Origin of the sequence: Thermovirga sp. (assembly GCF_017656375.1) — a bacterium.
Taxonomy (GTDB): Bacteria; Synergistota; Synergistia; order Synergistales; family Thermovirgaceae; genus Thermovirga.
The window spans coordinates 72,128-90,675 of record NZ_JACDOB010000001.1 but is presented as its reverse complement, the minus strand read 5'-3'; the positions used below and the strand labels follow the sequence as shown (position 1 = coordinate 90,675).

Genomic DNA, 18,548 nt, shown 5'->3' with positions numbered 1-18,548 from the left:
CTTAATTAAAAAGATGGTGATTTCTCTCCTAACTTATATAGTAGCAGAATAAAGAAAAAAATCATAATAGTATATATAATATACGAAAGAAAGAGAGAAAGGAGGAATTACAATGTGGAATTGGGCCGCGCTAATGCCTCATGCACCTATACTTCATGAAGAAATTGCAGGCGCTATGATAAAAAGATGCCTACATACTGTAAAAGGTATCAAAAAGCTTATCTCCAAAATAGACCTTAATTCAACTTCATACATTTTCCTGCTAGACCCCCATGCTTATTACTATAAATTAGGCCACCTTGCCGTCGAGTTTGCCGACGTATATGAGGGATCCCTTGCAAATTTTGGAGCGCCTGCACTAAGAGTAGAAGCCAATGGAGCAGAAGATGAAGGGAGAAACATTTTAACGTATTTAGCAAAAAACATACCTGTTTCTGTGCATAAAAAAACTGTGTACCCCCTTGATCATGGAGCTGTGGTACCCCTTGCATCCTTTTGGAAAAAACATGGAACCCTACCCAAATTGCTGGTAGTAAACCCCATAGGGCTTTCATTAGTTGATGCCTACCGCCTAGGAGAGCATCTTGGAACATATATATCGAAAGAAAAATGGGCCCTGTTGGCAAGTGGAGACCTCTCCCATACTTTAACCCCTGATGCCCCAGCAGGTTACACAAAAGAAGGATCTGTTCTTGATGAGGCTGTGATTGCATCGTTAGAAAGCTCATCGCCAGAACCCATATTTAAACTTAGCGAACAAACGATCATCAAAGCAGGAGAATGCGGATTAAGATCAGTGCTTACTTTGTTAGGGCTCGTTTCTGGAGGAAAAATAGAAGTAATATCCTATGAAGGCCCTTTTGGAGTAGGATATTGCACTGCCTTATGGAAAAACAGCCAAAGCGATGGGGAGGGAGTATAGATGGCTAAAGTAAATCCCTTTACTTTCTTGGCAAGAAAGTCAATTGAAATGTGGTTACTTCATAAAAACAAAATTGACGTAACTAGTTTCCCCCTAGAAGAATGGGACAAGAGCCTCCTGAAAAGAAGTGGCTGTTTTGTATCCCTGAAGAAAAAAGACGGCTCTCTCAGAGGCTGCATTGGTACTATACTACCGGTTCGCAACTGCCTTGCTGAAGAAATAGCAACCAATGCCCGTTCTGCTGCTACAGAGGATCCAAGATTTATGCCATTAAGTAAAGAGGAACTGCCAGAAGTGGTAATATCAGTTGATGTTCTTTCACCTCCTGAAAAGGTAACCTCTCTTGAGGAACTTGATCCTAAAAAATATGGAATAGTTATAAGTAAAGGATTTTTTAAGGGCGTTTTGCTACCAGATCTTCCTGGAATTGATGCAGTGGAAGATCAAGTTAAAATTACTATGTTGAAAGCTGGTATAAGCTCGTTGGAGGGAGCCACGATCGAAAGGTTTTCTGTAAAGAGGTACAGTGAGACTCAATAAGGGGTGTGTTTTAAATGGAAAAAGCGCATGAAGCCTTGTGGTGGAAGAAAGATAACAAAGAAGTTATCTGCGAGCTTTGCCCCCATTTTTGCAGTATCGCTAAAGGGAAAACGGGGTTCTGCGGTGTAAGATTTAACGATGAGAATAAACTTAAAACCTTAAACTATGGTATGGCAAGCAGTATAGCAATAGATCCAGTAGAAAAGAAACCTCTTTACCACTGGTTTCCAGGAGAGCGGATTCTATCCTTAGGAACTGTTGGATGTAACCTCGATTGCCCTTTCTGTCAGAATTGGCCTATAGCGAGATGGTCTGAAACAGTTAATTTAGAGGGAATAACGCCTCAAGATGTCGTTCATTTAGCTAAAAACAACAGCCTAAATGCTGTAGCGTTCACCTATAATGAGCCTTTCGTTTGGTATGAATTCGTCCTTACAACGTCAAAAATGTTAAAAGCTGAAAATATATATACGGTACTAGTAACTAACGGATACATCAACGAAGCTCCCTTAAAGGAACTTTTACCCTACATCAATGCAATGAACATAGACCTAAAAGGTTTTTCCGAAGATGTTTATTTACTCCTGCATGGGTCGTTGGAGCCTGTGAAGCACACAATCAAGATGACTGTAGAAAGAGGAATACACGTGGAAATAACCCATTTATTGGTGCCAGGCATAAACGACACTGAAGAGCAATTTATACAAATGGTTGATTGGCTTACAGGCATATCTAAAAATATACCTTTTCATTTAAGCAGATATTTCCCAAATTATAAATGGACCGCCCCTCCAACGCCCTTGCAAAAAATGAGGGAATATGCCGATATTGCCAAGAAAAAACTCGACTTTGTCTATCTTGGCAACACACTTGAAGGAAATGACACGTACTGTCCAAACTGTGGAGCCCTGGTGATCAAACGCGTAGGGTATCATGTAGAAAAGTTATGTCTGAATGAAGAGGGTAAATGTGGCCTATGTAATACCCCTATGGGTATTGTCACGAACTGATTTTACGTATATCCTCTATATACAGCAACCGAAAAATCTTTGTTATTAGCGTATTTTTATCAAATGAGAGGAGCTGGTTAGGATGGAATTTCTAAAATTAAACGGGCATTCCCTCAAGATTTCAGACGTTGTAGATGTTGCAAGAAATGGGAAAAAGGTAGTTTTGGATGATTCGGCTATTGCCTTTGTCGAGCGAGGCGCTAAAATGGTCGAATCCTGGGTGGCAGAAGGCAAATCCATATACGGTATAACCACTGGATTCGGAGATTTGGCTTCCACAATGATCCCTCCTGAAAAGAGCAGGCAATTACAGGAAAACCTTCTTAAAAGCCATGCATGTGGTGTGGGAGAACCATTTCCGGAAGATGTCACAAGAGCCATAATGCTTCTGCGTATAAACACCCTAATAAGAGGGTTTTCTGGAATATCCCTTAAGACTCTTAATCAACTTGTCTCTTTCCTCAATGAGGGTATACATCCTCTGATACCTGCGCAAGGATCAGTTGGTGCCAGTGGGGATCTGTGCCCATTGTCCCACCTCGCAGCAGCTCTATTGGGTATAGGCGATGTGATCTATAAAGGAAGACGGATGCCAGCCACTAAGGCGATGGAAGAAGCTGGGTTAAAACCCATAAATTTAGGACCTAAGGAAGGTCTTGCTCTAAATAATGGTACTACTGCCATGGCAGGCATAGCCACCTTGGCAATATATGATGCTTTCACAGTAGCTAAAACTGCAGATATAGCTGCCGCCTTATCATTAGAAGCATTGACAGGTGTACCTTACGCTTTTGATCCAAGAACTCACGAACTTCGACCACACGAAGGACAGAAGAAAGTTGCTGAGAATATAAGAACTTTAATTGAAGGTAGCGAAATAGTGGAAAAATATAAGCATGCTAGAGTACAGGATGCTTATTCTCTGCGCTGTGTTCCTCAGGTTCATGGTGCAAGCAGAGACACATTGGATTTCATTGCCCAAAAAATGCAGATAGAGATAAACTCCGTGACAGATAATCCGCTTATTTTTCCAGCTGACGGCGAGGCTATAAGTGGTGGGAACTTCCATGGGCAACCTATAGCACTATCCATGGACTTCTTTGGCATAGCTATGGCAGAAATAGGCAATATTTCCGAGCGCCGGACTGCCAGACTAGTTGACCACAAACTATCGTATGGATTGCCACCTTTCCTTGTAAAAAATAGCGGAGTAAACAGCGGTTTCATGATACCTCAGTACGTTGCTGCTGCCTTAGTTTCGGAAAATAAGGTTTTGGCTCATCCTTCGTCTGTGGATTCCATTCCCACTTCCGCAAACCAAGAGGACCACGTATCCATGGGAATGTATGCAGCTCGCAAAGCCAGAACAATCTTGGAAAACGTCAAAAAGGTTTTAGCCATAGAACTTTTAACAGCCGCACAGGGTGTTGACTTCAGGAAACCCTTGAAATTAGGTAAGGGCACATCAACTGCTTACGAAACTATACGTGCCAGGGTGCCATTCGTAGAAGAAGACGAGTTCTTGCACCCTTATATACAGGAAATGGTAAAAATGGTTAGCGATGGCTCCATAGTAAAGGCTGTAGAAAGTGAAGTAGGGGAACTTGCATAAAAACAAAAAGTGCGTACAATAATAGTTTGTGCATGAAAGTACATTTATAGGGGGGATAGGCGAGTGGATCTCTTTATAGAACAGTTGATGAACGGACTTGCTATAGGGGCTATATATGCACTTATCACTTCAGGGCTCTCTTTGATTTATGGGATCCTGAGGATATTACATGTGGCACATGCTGGCATATATACTATAGGGGCCTATGTGGGATTAGGCGTGTATTCCATGACGGGCAACCTTTTATTTGCTATCTTAGCTTCTATGGCTGTATGCTCCATTTTGGGTATACTGGTGGAGCGTATAGTTTATTCTCCCTTGCTGAAATTCCCCCCTTATGTTCCCTTGATAGCCAGCATAGCGCTCCTCTTAGGAATAGAAGAGGTTATGCGCCTAATAGCAGGACCCCAGATTCATGGTTTCCCCGTATCTTTGCCCCTAGCCACTATTAGGGTGGGTAATATTTCCTTATCTTCAGCTCTTGTTATGGTCTATATAGTTTCAATTGTGATCTTCTTTGTTCTTTGGATTATCACATCAAAGACAGATCTTGGTTTGGCCATGAGGGCAGTTTCTCAGGACATGTCTATAGCTAGCGCCATGGGTATAAATAGCAGGCAAATAGTAAGCCTAACTTTTGCCATAGGATCTAGTATAGCTGCTATTGCAGGTATTCTGGTAGGAATATATTTTAATCAGGTGTACCCAACTATGGGAGCTGTACCAGCCTATAAAACCCTCGCTTTGATCGTGGTGGGCGGGTTAGGGTCTGTGCCTGGAGCAATATTAGCCTCTCTCTTACTTGGAATAGCTGAGACACTGCTTATAGGATACGCCAATATTCCATTCCCTCGAGATGCACTAGCGTTTGTAGCCATGATATTGGTCCTCATGATAAGGCCTGAAGGGCTCCTTGGAAATATAAAGAAAAAAATATAACTGCGGGGAGGTTGTCATGGACAGCTACATTATAACCATCGGAATTTTTATAGCAATTAACAGTATTGTCGTATCTGGGTTGAACATCATAGTTGGTTACGCCGGTCAAATTTCCTTGGGGCATGCGGCCTTTTTTGGAATAGGAGCCTATACAGCAGCTATACTTGCTACAAAAGCGGGATTGTCCTTTTGGCTAAGTTTACCCGTCGTAATAGTAATAACCGGAACTATAGGTTTGTTAATGGGATTGCCAAGCTTGAGAGTAAGGGAAGATTTCTTGGCTATAACCACCATCGGAATTAATTTTATAGTTGAAGCCTTTTTCATGTATGTGCCTTTCTTCGGAGGCGCTTTGGGGATTGGAGGCATTCCACGAATTGAGTTTTTCGGAACCCCACTGCATGGCTTCGCGTTTTTAGTTCTGTGTCTAGTATTTCTTGTGATAGCTTTGTTTATAAGTTGGTGGTTTACGAAGGCGTGGTGCGGTTTGGCTTGCTTTACCTTAAGGGATGACGAGGTCGCCGCCTCTACCATTGGTGTATCTCCAGTAAAATTCAAATTGCTTGCTTTTGTCATAGGGACAGCGATGGCTGGCATTGGTGGAGCTTTATACGCTCACTATATGAGGTTCATAAGTGCTTCAGATTTTGGTTTCCCCGTTTCAGTCATGATGCTTTCTATGCTTGTTGTTGGGGGGATGGGCACCGTTTGGGGACCTATACTTGGAGCAGCCATTTTGGGCATATTGCCGGAAGTGTTCAGGCCCCTTATTGACTATAGAATGCTTTTATATGCCACACTTCTTCTATTAGTGATACGCCTGCAACCTGGTGGAATATTGGGGGACAACGGTTTTGTAAAGTCCAGACTTAAAGCTTTTTCCCGAGGTGGTAAAAATGAAAAATAACTCACTATTACGCCTTGAAAATGTGTCGAAGCAATTTGGGGGGTTACACGCAGTAGAAGATGTTTCGTTTTCACTGAATAAAAAAGAAATCCTTGGATTAATAGGCCCTAATGGAGCAGGTAAAACGACATGTTTTAACATGATTTCAGGGGCTTTGAAACCCACCACGGGGAAAATTTTCTTTAAAGGAATAAGAATTGATGGATTGCCTATTCATAAAATAGCTTCTATGGGGATAGGTAGAACCTTCCAAATAGTAAGACCATTTTATTCTTTAACCGCCTTAGAAAATATTCAGGCCGCTTTAGGCATAGAGAAATATCAATCTAAATTCCAATTTTGGCAAAAGTGGGATAACCAAAATATCAAAAAAATGGCCTTGGAGATTCTGGAGAAAGTGGGATTGGCAGATTTCGCTCATTACAAGGCTGGCCTTCTGCCGTTGGGCAACTTGAGGCGGCTTGAAATCGCCAGAGCGCTTGCCTTAAAACCTGAATTACTTCTCCTCGATGAATCTTTTTCCGGCTTGAGACAGGAAGAAATAAATAAGCTTTCCGAGCTAATACTCCAAATAAAAGAATCGGGCGTTGGAATTTTGCTTATAGAACATAACATGCGGGTTGCCATGGGGCTATCTGACAGAATGGTTGTTCTGGACCACGGTAAGTTGATCGCATCCGGACCCCCAGAAAAGATAAAAAATGATCCTCATGTCATAGAAGCTTATTTGGGTAAAGGGGAGAAAAAATATGTCGCTTCTTGAGGTCGAGAATTTACACATAGCGTATAAGGAAATAGAAGCTGTTAAAGGAGTATCGTTCTTTGTCTCTGAAGGAGAGTTGGTTTCGATAATAGGAGCTAATGGAGCAGGCAAAACCACTATTTTGAATGCCATTATGGGTCTAGTACCTTCCCAAAAAGGGAGCATCAAATATAAAGGGAAAGATATTACCAACTTGCCTCCCCATGAGCGAGCTCACATGGGAATAAGAATTGTGCCTGAAAAGGCTAGGCTATTCCCTCAACTTACTGTATGGGAAAACTTAATGACCGGCATATATGGCATTAAAAAGCAAATTTCCCTGGAAGAAAGGCTCAAGTGGATATATGGGTTGTTTCCCATTCTAAAAGAAAGGGAAACACAGCCAGCAGTAACCCTTTCAGGTGGGGAACAACAACAGGTTGCAATTGCTAGGGCTTTAATCTCTGATCCCGACCTTGTGTTAGTGGACGAGATCTCTATGGGCCTCATGCCCTTATTAGTGGACAAAGTCTTTGAGGTGTTAAAAGAACTGAATGAACAACACGGTAAAACGATTCTGTTGGTGGAACAAAACGCTTTGGCTTCTTTGAAAATATCTACTAGGGCTTACGTGCTTGAAACGGGAGAAATAACCTTCAGTGGTACAGCAGAAGAGGTTATAAATGACCCCAGAATTCATGAAGCATACCTTGGAGGATAATTAAGTTAAAAAAGAAAATATATCTTACATTTTTGCGTATTAAGCCCTAAAATTATTTAGGAGGCAACAAAAATAAAAATGGGAGGTGTTAAGATGAAAGTTGTAAAGGTGTTGTTATCGGTTCTTGTAGTTTTGGCTCTTTTTGCGGGAACGGCCTTGGCAGGGGAAACTATCAAAATCGGAGTGCTTGCTCCACTCACGGGATTTGCTGCTGCTGACGGAGAAAGCGTGCTAAACTCAGTCAATATTGCAGTTGATAAGATCAACGCAAGCGGAGGGGTATTGGGCAAAAAGGTAGAGCTAGTAGTTTACGACGACAGAGCAGACGCAAAGGAGGCGGTTTCCCTAGCTCATAAGCTGATAGGACAAGATAGAGTAGTAGCTGTGGTAGGTGGATCTTATAGTATGCCTACCAGAGCTGTAGCTACTTTCTTCCAGGAGGCACAAATACCTTTCGTTGCAGCGTACGCAGTACACCCTGACATTACGAAAGCAGGAGACTTTTGTTTCAGAAATGGTTTCTTGGCAGAAGTAGAAGGTAAGGCAGCAGCTAAAGTCGCAACTGACATGCTAGGCGCCAAGCGAATAGCTGTACTTTATTCTGATATAGACTTTGGTAGAACCCTTTCAAAGGGCTTTAAAGAATATATTGACACAAAAACAACGGGCGTAGAGATTGTTTATTCTAAAGCTTACCCGTTCAAAGAAAAGGACTATAAGCCATATCTTTCGGAAATAAAAGAATTAAACCCGGATCTAATAATGGTTAACGGTTACTATTTCCAGACCGGACCAATCCTTAAGCAGGCCAGAGAAATGGGAATTGAATCTATAATTCTAGGTGAAGAAGGGGCAGACTCTCCGAAATTGGTAGAGTTGGCTGGTCCTTCTGCAGCTGAAGGATTTATCATAGTCACAAACCTCAATAGAGATGACGAACGCCCCGTTGTCCAAGAGTTCATCAAAGAATATGAGGGACGCTACGGCATAGCGCCAGACATGGTCGGAGCCTCTGCTTACGATGCTCTAACAATTATAGTAGATGCCATACAAAGAGCTGGTAGCACTGATGGTAAAGCCATAAGGGATGCAATAGCCTCCACTAAGGATTTTGACGGCCTAACGGGTGTTATAAAAGGCTTCAATGAGATTGGGGAAGTCGTCAAGCCAGTACAGGTACAAATAATAAAATTTGGGAAATACCGTTACTTTGGTGTAGTTGATGATCCAGATATAATTAATCCGTAATCTTAGAAGCAAGACATTACTTTAAGCTTTTTGCAAAACAAAGGGGAGTTAATCAGTTTCTTGATTAATTCCCCTTTTCTTTTTCATAAGTAATAGTTTTTATTGTTTCTTTTGGAGCAAAACTAGGTTAGTATAATATAGCTACATATTTCTTCCCTACACAAAACGGAGGGATTACGTCGTGGGAAAAGTTCGACCACACATACATACTGTTCTTCAATACGGGATACTTATTCTATCCCTAATATATTTTGTGATTTTAACATGCTGGATGCCAATATCTTTACGTGAACATTATACTTATGGGGAAGGAACCCCTCAAAAAATTCTCGTAAAGACAGGCCAAACTGGTTCAGAGGTTGCATGGATGATTTTCAAAGAAGGACTGGTCAATAACCCAAAAGATTTAATATTTTGGATGTTGAAGCTAAAGGTTGATAGGTCTATCAAACCGGGTATATATATCATAAAACCAGGTACACCTTGGGAAATAGCTAAACAATTAGAAATAACAAAACCCATTACTGAAAAAGTAACACTTTACCCTGGGAAAAATCTAAAAGAGCTCCAAGTGTATTTCAAAACAAATTATGGTGAAGATTTTTTAAATGAGCTTAAAAAAAACGAAAACTTTCCTTCAAATATCAGGGACAAACTCCCAGAAAGAGTTGAGAGCAGAATAGCTTTTCTGTTACCAGACACATATTATGTAATTCCTGAAGAAGGCTATTCCTCTCAAGTGATAAAGGCCGCATCAAATGCCTGGTATAACACTGTGGGAAGAGCACTTGGAGAAAGTTATTTAAATAAAGATTACTTGTTGAAAGTAGCTACAGTAGCATCTCTGGTTGAAAAAGAAGCAGCAAAAGAAGGGGAAAAAAAAATTATAGCAGGGGTAATTTACAACCGTTTAAATAAAGGCATGCCGCTTCAAGTTGATGCAACTGTTATCTTTGCGTGGAACGAACGTGGCATAAAACTCAATAGAGTGCTTTACAAGCATCTGAAGATACGATCGCCATATAACACCTATCTTTTTAAGGGGCTACCTCCTGGACCTATTTGCATTCCTTCTATCAAATCATGGATAGCGGCAATACAACCAGGTAAGCACTCTTATCTATATTATGTAGCACAAAAAAATGGCAGCCATATCTTTAGTAAAAGCTACGAAGAACATTTAAAGGCCATAGAGAAGAGGAATAAAGAAAGAAAAACCGAAGGCAACAAGTGACATGTCTTGTCGAAAGGAAGTGTTTTAAATTATGGACGATATGTTTAAAATAAGTGATTATCTAAGCCAAAAAGGCTTAGACTATGCCGATGTATTTTTACAAAAAATCGACAGCCACACTGTGCGTTTAGATAACGGGAAAGTAGAAGAGGTAAAATCAAATCATTCTCATGGAACTGGAGTGCGTTTTTTTGCTAAAGGAAATACTGTTTATTCATCCTCAAACGGTACAGATTTGAATGCTGTAAGGATATGTTTAAAACACTGCGAAGAAAAGGTAGGGAAAACTTCAAAGCTGAGCTTTGAAAGTAAAAACAAAGATCTAATATCTGAGCGTATTCACTTAAAATCCCCCGATGTTGCTCTTTTGGTGGATCTGGAGAAGAAAATACGGAGTGCATCCCCTTCTATCAGACAAGTGCTTATAAACCTGAGTGTGGCAAAAAATCTAGTAAAGATCATTTCTTCCGAAGGAAGGGTAGTGAACAAAAAAAGGAACTCTTCTAGAGTTTATATACATGTTGTGGCCGAAAAAGGCGGCACCTTATATACGGGAATAGAATCCCATGCAATGGCCTTGGATTTAGAGACTTTCTTGAAAAAAAACGATCTAGAGGAAATGGGAGAGAAAGCAGTTAAAAGAGCTCTCCTCCAGGCTGACGCAAAACCATGTCCTGCGGGAATGATGCAAGTTGTTCTAAGTGGTAAAAGTGGTGGAACTATGATTCACGAGGCTGTAGGCCATGGCTTGGAAGCAGATATTATAAGAAAAGATTTCTCTGTTTATAAGGATAAAATTGGACAAAAGGTGGCAAATGAACAAATCACTTTAGTAGATGACCCTACATTACCGGATTTATATGGAAGTTATTGTTTTGATGATGAAGGAACTGAAGCTTCAAGGACCATTCTCATTGAGAACGGTGTACTTAAGAATTATCTTACCGATGTAGCTTCTGCCATACAGTACGATTTGCCACGAACAGGAAACGGCAGAAGGGCCTCTTTTCGGCATATTCCCATTCCAAGAATGTCAAACACATTCATAATTGGCAATGGAGTTTATGAAGCCGAGGAGATTATCGAATCTGTAAAAGAAGGGCTTTTGGTCATGAAAATGGGAGGAGGAGAAGTTCATCCTACTACAGGAGATTTCGTATTCCATGTTTCAGAAGGATACTATGTAAAGAACGGTAAAATACAATATCCCGTAAAAAATGCCATAATGACAGGAAATGGGCCGGAGGTTTTGAATAAAATAACCAAAATCGGGAAAGACTTAATGTTTGATGCGGGAGTATGCGGTAAGTCAGGGCAAGGCGTGCCTGTAACTGATGGGCAGCCTACAGTCTTAATAGAAGAAATAATTGTAGGAGGATCGCAGTCTTAAAAATGTTAGATAAGATGTTTCCTTCACGAAACAAAAAAGCTAAATCAACAAAGCTTCATAAAAAAAAGAATAATGCGCCTAATAATATCGATCACAAAAAAAATAACAAGGCAGGAAAAGCATCCCTTTTGCCATTATCAGAAACAAGACTCAGGTTGTATAGGAACATTTTGCTTCTTATCGCTATCTTATTAGACTTATATTCTATAGCTTCTTACTTTAGATTTTACACAGGGGAAATGGGTTATTTAATTCAAAAATACATCATCTTTTATGGCGGGGGAGGGGCTGTAGTTCTTTTATTTTTTGCTTTATATTATCTTGTTGCCCTTTTGCTAGATAGGCCAATAACCCAATTTGCGCGCCAATTCGTAGCAACACTTTTGGTTTATGTCGCTACATCTGTTATGTTGGTTCTGTACAAGATTTCAGATTTTACAATTCCCCCAAAATTATACCCTTGGATAAATGCTGGGTTGCCCGGATATTGGATCTCAAATGGATTACTAAAGTTTGCGGGCCCTTTTGGGACTATACTTGTAGGTTTTGCAACAGTTTTAATAGCCTTATGGCTTTTGGATTTCCTTCCCTATGGAAATATCAAAAATATTTTATTTCATAATAACAAGAGACATTCATCAGTGGAAAAAACCAGTGAAATATCACAAGATGATGAAAGCCCTAGCACCCTTAATGATACGAACTTTAAAGATATCGAAAACAAAGAAAAGGATGTTGTTGTAAGGAAACATAAAGGACAACAGGTAGAGCAATTTTTGTTGAATGAAAGCTTTGCTGATAATGCTGGAACCTCGGAATTCGTAGAGGAAAAAATTACTTCCATATTCTCTAATCCAAATGAAGAGTTAACTTTTGCTTCTGATGTTGAGCAAGGCGTTTTCCCTCCTCCTTTGGAGATTTTAGGGCCTGAAAGCTCATCCCCAGAGAAGGACTTAAGTCAAGAGATAATCAACCAAAAGGGTATCAATATAATCGACACACTAAAAGAGTTCAACGTGGAAGCCCAAATGGCTGAAGTCATAATTGGCCCTACAGTAATTCAATTTAGATTACAGCTGGCTCCAGGAATAAAGGTAAGCAAGGTTGCAGCCTTAACTAATGACCTTGCCGTAGCTCTTGGTGTAGCTAGCCTCAGAGTAGAAGCTCCCATACCTGGAACAACATATGTTGGAGTAGAAATCCCCAATCCAAAAAGAAAGCCGGTACATTTAAGAAGTATTATCAAACATCAACCTTCCCGTGATGTTGATGGAGACCTACCTCTTGCTATAGGAGCCTCAGTAGATGGTAAACCTTTGATCGTTCCGTTGGAAAAACTTCCGCACTTATTGGTGGCTGGCACTACAGGCTCAGGCAAGAGCGTATTCATTTCCAGCTGTATAACTTCTTTATGCTACACTAGGCGTCCAGAAGAAATGCGTCTTTTGCTTATTGACCCAAAGAGAGTCGAAATGAAGATGTTTGAAAAAATACCTCATGCTCTTATGCCCCCTATTGTAGAATCTAAAAAGGCTGTACATGCTCTAGCATGGGCTGTAACCGAGATGGAACGACGTTACGAAAAGTTTGCTCAAGCCCGAGCAAGAGACTTAAAAAGCTACAATGCAAAAGTTATGCCTAAAGATAAATTGCCATATATTGTAATAATAATAGATGAGCTAGCCGACCTAATGTTTACAGCACCTAAAGAAGTAGAAGATTATATATGCAGGCTCGCTCAAATGGCCAGAGCCACGGGAATGCACCTAATAATAGCGACTCAAAGGCCATCGGTTAACGTAGTAACTGGATTAATCAAAGCAAACATACCAGCAAGGGTAGCTTTTACACTGCCATCCCAAACTGATTCTAGAACAATCATAGACGTCGCTGGTGCTGAAAAACTTCTAGGTAGTGGAGATATGTTATTCCTCACTCCTAGACTTTCCAAGCCAATAAGAATACAAGCACCTATGATAAACGAAACTTCAGTAACTAATTTCATAGAATACCTCATTCGTCTTTTTGGTGAACCTGAATACATTGACATAGAAACACTTAATGACAGCCAACCAAATGGAATTTTAGAATCATATGATCCTCTTTTAGAGCAAGCCCTAGAAATAATAATGCAAACAGGCATTGCCTCTGCTAGTAGGTTGCAAAGGCAACTTCGTATTGGCTTCACAAGAGCTGCAAGGCTGATAGATATTCTTGAGAGCTTAGGAATAGTGAGCGCCCCCGATGGCGCTAAACCGAGAGATATATTAATAAGTCACGAGGAAGCAAAACAAATATTGGAAGAGCATGCGAAGAGGGATAATATATGAGTAATAGATCATTGGATTTGCCTCAAGCAAAAGTAACATTTTCTCAAAATTTCTCTCGCAAAATGTTAATCTTTATTGCAGGAGGCAGAGAGCCTGATAAAGAGTGGTTGCTAGAGCTTGCCAAAATAAATTGGCCAATTTGGGCCATAGATAGAGGGTTAAGTTATTGCCTGAAAGCAGGCATAACCCCCGAACTCTATATAGGTGATCATGATAGTATAAGCAAAGAGGAACTATTGCGAGCTAAGAACGCAATGGTTGAAATTATTGCCTTTTCCCCCATGAAAGATTTAACAGATCTACAGCTATCTTTAAAGGAAGCTAGCAAAAGGTACAAAAATGCTGCAATATTGCTTACAGGCTGCTGGGGAGGAAGGTTTGACCACTTATACAGCATCTTATATTCAACTATTTGGGCATATGATTGGAATATAGCAACCATAGCAATGGCTGATGATAAAGAGATAATGTATCTTATGAAAGGAGAATCATCGATTCGCCTGGATTGCAAGAAAAAGCCTGAAAACATCTCGTTACTTGCTCTGTCAGACCATTGCTTGGGAGTAAACATAGATAACGTAGTGTGGCCTCTAGAGGATTATACTCTATATCAAAAACAACCATTTGCAATAAGCAACTTGCTACTTACTGCTTCCGAACACAATATGTCTATGAACGTAAGTGTAAAAAAGGGATGGTTAGGTGTTTACTTGAATTTTTAGTAAAGGGGCATAAAAAGTCAAAAGGGTCCTTTAGAGGGCCCTTTTGACTTTGCCAGATTTGAGGCAGCGGGTACAAATCTTCATCCTGCGTGTTTCGTTCCCCCCAAGGTCAACTTTCACGCTCTGAAGATTGATCTCCCAACGTCTTTTGGTATGTCGATTAGAATGGCTAACTCTATTGCCAGTCGCCGGTCCTCTGCCACAGCATTCACAAACTTTTGCCATGATCATTCCTCCTTCGCTACTCGCCACTTCTTCGACAAGCGAACTGCATTTTACCACGCATTAACCTCTCTATGCAACAATAATAAATTGTAAGTGCTCCGAGTCCTGATTATAGTCTATAATTCCTATTGAGGTGAAGCGAAAATGACTTTTACAGAAAATATGGAACGCATACAACAAATTGTCAAAATGTTGGATTCTGGGAACCTAACCTTGGAGGAATCAATTGAATTATTTAAAGAGGGAGTAGAATTGGTCAAAAGTTGTAAAAATTTTTTAGAAAAAAGCGAGCAAATAATAAAGATTCTTTCCGAAGATATGGATGATAACCTTATTTCTTCATCTGAGGCGGAGGAAGTAGGTAGCAATGAATAGGTGGGGTTCTGAGAATTTCACTAAATATTACGATGAAAAAAGAACAGTAGTGGAAAAATATCTAAAAGATCTCTCTATGAATCGCCCCCAAAACATTCCAAAAATGCTCTGGGATTCTATGATGTATTCCCTTTTAGCTGGCGGCAAAAGGGTAAGGCCAGTTTTAGCCATGACAGTGGGCGAAATCTTCGGACTAAAAGAAGAAGTTCTGCCTTTGGCCGTTGCGTTGGAAATGATTCATACCGCATCACTTGTACATGATGATATGCCGTGTATGGATAACGATTCCTTGAGGAGAGGAAAACCTACAAACCACATCGTTTACGGAGAATCAATGGCTCTATTAGCTGGTGACGCCCTTTTCCTTTATGCCATAGAGCAGGCATTGAAAAATTTAAACACAGTAAAAAGTTTACAAGAAAGCAACATAATAAACGCATTGAACACACTACTGGAAGCCGCAGGGCCTGCTGGCATATGTGGAGGCCAAGCAATGGATATTTCGGAATCTTCAAATTTCTCTTTTAGCCCTTGGAAGATAGCATATTTTAAGACAGCAACTCTTCTCAAGGCTTCTGTTATATCTCCTGCACAATTGGCAGGTGCCTTAGAATTTGAAATAAAGGCCCTTACTTCATATGCTAGCCATCTTGGAATCACTTTTCAGATAATTGACGATGTCCTAGATGTAATAGGGGAAAAAACCTCATTGGGGAAAAATCCTGGAAAAGATAAAACTCAGGGCAAAAAAACATTCGTAGAGCTTTATGGTTTAGAAAAATCCATAGAACTAGCGAGGCTTCACTCTAAAAAATCTATTGATGCTTTAAGAAACATAAATAGAAATACCGCATATCTTGCTTCTTTTGCGGCTTATTTAGAATCGAGGACACATTAGAGGTGATGAATACAAGAATGGTTACTCTATCTGACATCAAAAACTACAAGGATTTACAGAGCCTTGACGATAAAAATCTTAAAGAACTCTGCGCCTCTATACGGGAGGAGATAACAAAAGTAGTCAACATCAACGGTGGCCATCTATCTTCATCTTTGGGAGCTGTTGAGCTTATAATTTCTCTGCTGAAGGTTTTCGATCCCCAAAAGGACAAAATTATTTTTGATGTCGGTCACCAAAGTTACGCATATAAGCTGCTCACTGATAGAAAAGATAGATTTGGGACATTACGAAAGTGGGGAGGAATAAGCGGCTTTCCAAACCCTTCAGAAAGCAAGCTGGATCATTATATTGGAGGCCATAGCAGTATCTCCATCTCAGCAGCTTTAGGATACGCAAAGGCTAGGGACCTTTTAAAGCAAGATCACCATGTGGTGGCAGTTCTAGGAGACGGCGCACTTATCAATGGTGTAGCAATGGAAGCTTTGAACAGCATCAAAGAAACGAAAAGCAGGATAATTTTGATATTAAATGACAACAAAATGTCTATAAATGAACGGGTCGGAGGGTTTGCAGATCATTTAGCTAAACTCAGCGTCCATCCTGTTTACACAAAAATAAAGGAAACGATAAAAGACCAATGTAAGCACTTGCCTAAAGGAGAGATCATAGAAAAAAAATTATCAGGTATAAAGTATTCACTTAAACATTTTCTACAACCGGCTAACATGTTTGAAGAATTGGGAATAAGCTATTGGGGACCTTTCGATGGACATAACCTACAAGAAATGGAAACTATTTTTAACCTTGCAACGAGGTACCATAAACCTTTATTGATTCACATTGTAACCCAAAAGGGTAAAGGAGTACCATACGCGGAAGAGAAGCCAGCAATATATCATGGAGTTTCACCTACCCAAAAAAGCAAAATAGTAAAATGCAACAGTGTAGAATGGTCTTCAAAAAGCTGGAGTGAGGCTTTTTCGGAAACTATCTTAAAGTTTGCACAGGAAGACTCCAAAATAGTCTGTCTGACCGCAGCGATGAAAGAAGGTTCCAAACTACATAAGTTCCAAGAAAGCTTTCCAGATAGATTTTTTGACGTAGGAATAGCGGAGGAACACATGCTTAGTTTCGCTGCAGGCTTATCTGCAGGTGGCTTGAAACCTGTTGTCTCTATATATTCAACCTTTCTCCAAAGGGCTATGGATCAACTAGTAATAGATATAGCGATGCAACAACTACCTGTGGTAATAGCTGTGGATAGAGCTGGTTTGGTAGGCGAGGATGGACCAACTCACCACGGACTTTTTGATGTATGTTGGGCTAGGAGTATCCCTGGTTTAAATATTATAGCCCCTAGAGATATAGAAGAGTTAGAAATTATGCTTAGATGTGCTCTCGATAAAAGAGAACCTAGCCTAATTAGATTTCCCAAAGGGATCGCCCCGCTTCGCATTGGCCACTATACCTTACGTAATGATGAAATATGGGGGAAAAGTGTTTTGCTAGAAAAAGGCACAACATGGGCAATAGCCACATATGGAACAGGTTTGATTATTGCATACGAAGCTTATGAATTAGCTACTAAGATGGGGATTCCGACGCCTTCTATTCTTGACATTCGCTTCATAAAACCTTTGGACAGAAGGCATATAGAAGAAATTTTAAGCAGCCATAAAACAGTAATTACTCTTGAGGAAGGCTATAAAGCTGGCGGAATTGGGGAGGCTATATGTGAAATAGCCTCAAACTTGCAAAACCCTGCTAAATTAAAACTGCTAGCGATTGAAGATAGATTTGTTCCCCATGGCTCGAAGACAGAGCAGTTAAAAGGGTGCAACTTAACAGCTGAAGAGGTGGTGAATTTATACCTTGCAAACTGAGAAAGAGCGTCTTGACGTGCTAATTGTGGAAAAAAATTTAGCTGAATCCAGAAACAAGGCAAAAGAACTTATAACTTCTGGAAAGGTAAAGGTAGATGGAATTCCAGTAAAAAAACCAGGTTCTTTAGTATCCAAAAACAGCAACATTACCCTTGTTTCCAATGAAAAAAATTGGGTGAGTAGAGGTGCGTACAAACTTCTTAAAGCTCTGGATGTTTTTGAGGTAAATCCAAAGGGATATTATTGTATTGACATAGGAGCTTCTACAGGTGGTTTTGCAGAAGTCTTATTGGAAAGAGGGGCTGCATTGGTATATGCTGTAGACGTTGGTTATGGACAGCTGGCCTGGAGACTGCGGCAGGATACTAGAGTAAAGGTAATGGAAAGAACTAATGCTCGGTACTTAACTTCTGAAATGTTTGAGCATGCAATTGATCTTATAAGTATTGATGTGTCCTTTATTTCTCTCAAGTTAATTTTACCAGTTGCAGCAAAATTGCTAAAAGATGGCGGTTGTTGCATATGTTTGGTCAAACCCCAATTCGAAGCAGGCAGAGAGTATGTAGGGAAAAATGGCGTGATAAAAGATCCTAATATTCATTTGATGGTATTAAGCGAATTATCCGATTTCATTAACGAAAAAACGGACTTTGAATTATGTAATGTAAACTTTTCTCCCATATTGGGTCCTAAAGGAAATAGGGAGTATCTTTTCTTACTTAGAAAAAAGGAAGCATGTACCCCAAAAAGTATCAATGTAACTATCGAACAGCTGGAGAAAATAGTAAGGGACTCACATGAAAATGGAGCAATAAAGTAAAGACCTTGAAGTAAAAATGGAAGGAGA

Annotated in this window: 18 protein-coding genes; 17 read left to right on the top strand and 1 reads right to left on the bottom strand. The window is 40.2% G+C overall.

What is annotated here, in order from left to right; translation table 11 throughout:
* Positions 1-112 precede the first annotated feature (112 nt).
* From H0Z23_RS00450 to H0Z23_RS00390, 13 genes are all read left to right on the top strand, one after another.
* A complete protein-coding gene (locus tag H0Z23_RS00450; RefSeq protein ID WP_296866711.1) occupies positions 113-922 on the top strand; it encodes a class III extradiol dioxygenase subunit B-like domain-containing protein in 810 nt (269 codons plus the stop codon).
* Entirely contained in the window at positions 923-1,462 is a 540-nt protein-coding gene (gene amrA, locus H0Z23_RS00445; RefSeq protein WP_296866709.1) for an AmmeMemoRadiSam system protein A, read from the top strand.
* 14 nt (positions 1,463-1,476) lie between these two features.
* Positions 1,477-2,472, top strand: a complete 996-nt coding sequence (gene amrS, locus H0Z23_RS00440; RefSeq protein ID WP_296866707.1) for an AmmeMemoRadiSam system radical SAM enzyme — start codon at positions 1,477-1,479, stop codon at positions 2,470-2,472.
* A gap of 82 nt (positions 2,473-2,554) precedes the next feature.
* Positions 2,555-4,084 carry a histidine ammonia-lyase gene (gene hutH / locus H0Z23_RS00435; protein WP_296866705.1) on the top strand — a complete coding sequence of 510 codons (1,530 nt, stop codon included), beginning with the start codon at positions 2,555-2,557 and terminating at the stop codon, positions 4,082-4,084.
* A 63-nt stretch (positions 4,085-4,147) separates the two neighbouring features.
* On the top strand, positions 4,148-5,023 hold the full coding sequence (locus H0Z23_RS00430; RefSeq protein WP_296866704.1) for a branched-chain amino acid ABC transporter permease: 876 nt from the start codon (positions 4,148-4,150) through the stop codon (positions 5,021-5,023).
* A gap of 16 nt (positions 5,024-5,039) precedes the next feature.
* A complete protein-coding gene (locus H0Z23_RS00425) occupies positions 5,040-5,930 on the top strand; it encodes a branched-chain amino acid ABC transporter permease (RefSeq protein ID WP_296866702.1) in 891 nt (296 codons plus the stop codon).
* Positions 5,920-6,693, top strand: a complete 774-nt coding sequence (locus H0Z23_RS00420; RefSeq protein WP_296866700.1) for an ABC transporter ATP-binding protein — start codon at positions 5,920-5,922, stop codon at positions 6,691-6,693. The genes H0Z23_RS00425 and H0Z23_RS00420 overlap by 11 nt, the downstream gene beginning before the upstream one ends.
* Complete coding sequence (locus H0Z23_RS00415) at positions 6,680-7,393, top strand: ABC transporter ATP-binding protein (RefSeq protein WP_296866699.1); 714 nt, start codon at positions 6,680-6,682, stop codon at positions 7,391-7,393. Before H0Z23_RS00420 ends, H0Z23_RS00415 begins: the two co-directional genes overlap by 14 nt.
* A gap of 93 nt (positions 7,394-7,486) precedes the next feature.
* Entirely contained in the window at positions 7,487-8,641 is a 1,155-nt protein-coding gene (locus H0Z23_RS00410; protein ID WP_296866698.1) for an ABC transporter substrate-binding protein, read from the top strand.
* A gap of 181 nt (positions 8,642-8,822) precedes the next feature.
* Entirely contained in the window at positions 8,823-9,875 is a 1,053-nt protein-coding gene (gene mltG, locus H0Z23_RS00405) for an endolytic transglycosylase MltG (RefSeq protein WP_296866696.1), read from the top strand.
* Between the two features lie 40 nt (positions 9,876-9,915).
* Positions 9,916-11,265, top strand: a complete 1,350-nt coding sequence (locus tag H0Z23_RS00400) for a TldD/PmbA family protein (protein ID WP_296866694.1) — start codon at positions 9,916-9,918, stop codon at positions 11,263-11,265.
* A gap of 239 nt (positions 11,266-11,504) precedes the next feature.
* The gene (locus tag H0Z23_RS00395; protein ID WP_296866693.1) at positions 11,505-13,595 is read left to right on the top strand and encodes a DNA translocase FtsK; all 2,091 of its coding nucleotides are present in this window, start codon (positions 11,505-11,507) and stop codon (positions 13,593-13,595) included.
* Positions 13,592-14,317, top strand: coding sequence for a thiamine diphosphokinase (locus H0Z23_RS00390; protein ID WP_296866691.1), 726 nt, complete (start codon positions 13,592-13,594; stop codon positions 14,315-14,317). Before H0Z23_RS00395 ends, H0Z23_RS00390 begins: the two co-directional genes overlap by 4 nt.
* 30 nt (positions 14,318-14,347) lie before the next feature.
* On the opposite strand, the gene rpmB is transcribed toward H0Z23_RS00390, so the two are convergent.
* Positions 14,348-14,542, bottom strand: coding sequence for a 50S ribosomal protein L28 (rpmB, locus tag H0Z23_RS00385; protein ID WP_296866689.1), 195 nt, complete (start codon positions 14,540-14,542; stop codon positions 14,348-14,350).
* 144 nt (positions 14,543-14,686) lie between these two features.
* On the opposite strand from rpmB, the gene xseB reads away from it, so the two are divergent.
* Genes xseB through H0Z23_RS00365 form a run of 4 tightly spaced genes read left to right on the top strand, consistent with a single transcriptional unit; the run spans position 14,687 to position 18,521 of the window.
* A complete protein-coding gene (gene xseB / locus H0Z23_RS00380; RefSeq protein WP_296866687.1) occupies positions 14,687-14,917 on the top strand; it encodes an exodeoxyribonuclease VII small subunit in 231 nt (76 codons plus the stop codon).
* Positions 14,910-15,815 carry a polyprenyl synthetase family protein gene (locus H0Z23_RS00375; RefSeq protein ID WP_296866685.1) on the top strand — a complete coding sequence of 302 codons (906 nt, stop codon included), beginning with the start codon at positions 14,910-14,912 and terminating at the stop codon, positions 15,813-15,815. The genes xseB and H0Z23_RS00375 overlap by 8 nt, the downstream gene beginning before the upstream one ends.
* 5 nt (positions 15,816-15,820) lie before the next feature.
* Complete coding sequence (gene dxs / locus H0Z23_RS00370) at positions 15,821-17,701, top strand: 1-deoxy-D-xylulose-5-phosphate synthase (RefSeq protein ID WP_296866683.1); 1,881 nt, start codon at positions 15,821-15,823, stop codon at positions 17,699-17,701.
* Positions 17,691-18,521 carry a TlyA family RNA methyltransferase gene (locus tag H0Z23_RS00365; RefSeq protein WP_296866681.1) on the top strand — a complete coding sequence of 277 codons (831 nt, stop codon included), beginning with the start codon at positions 17,691-17,693 and terminating at the stop codon, positions 18,519-18,521. Before dxs ends, H0Z23_RS00365 begins: the two co-directional genes overlap by 11 nt.
* Positions 18,522-18,548: the final 27 nt, after the last annotated feature.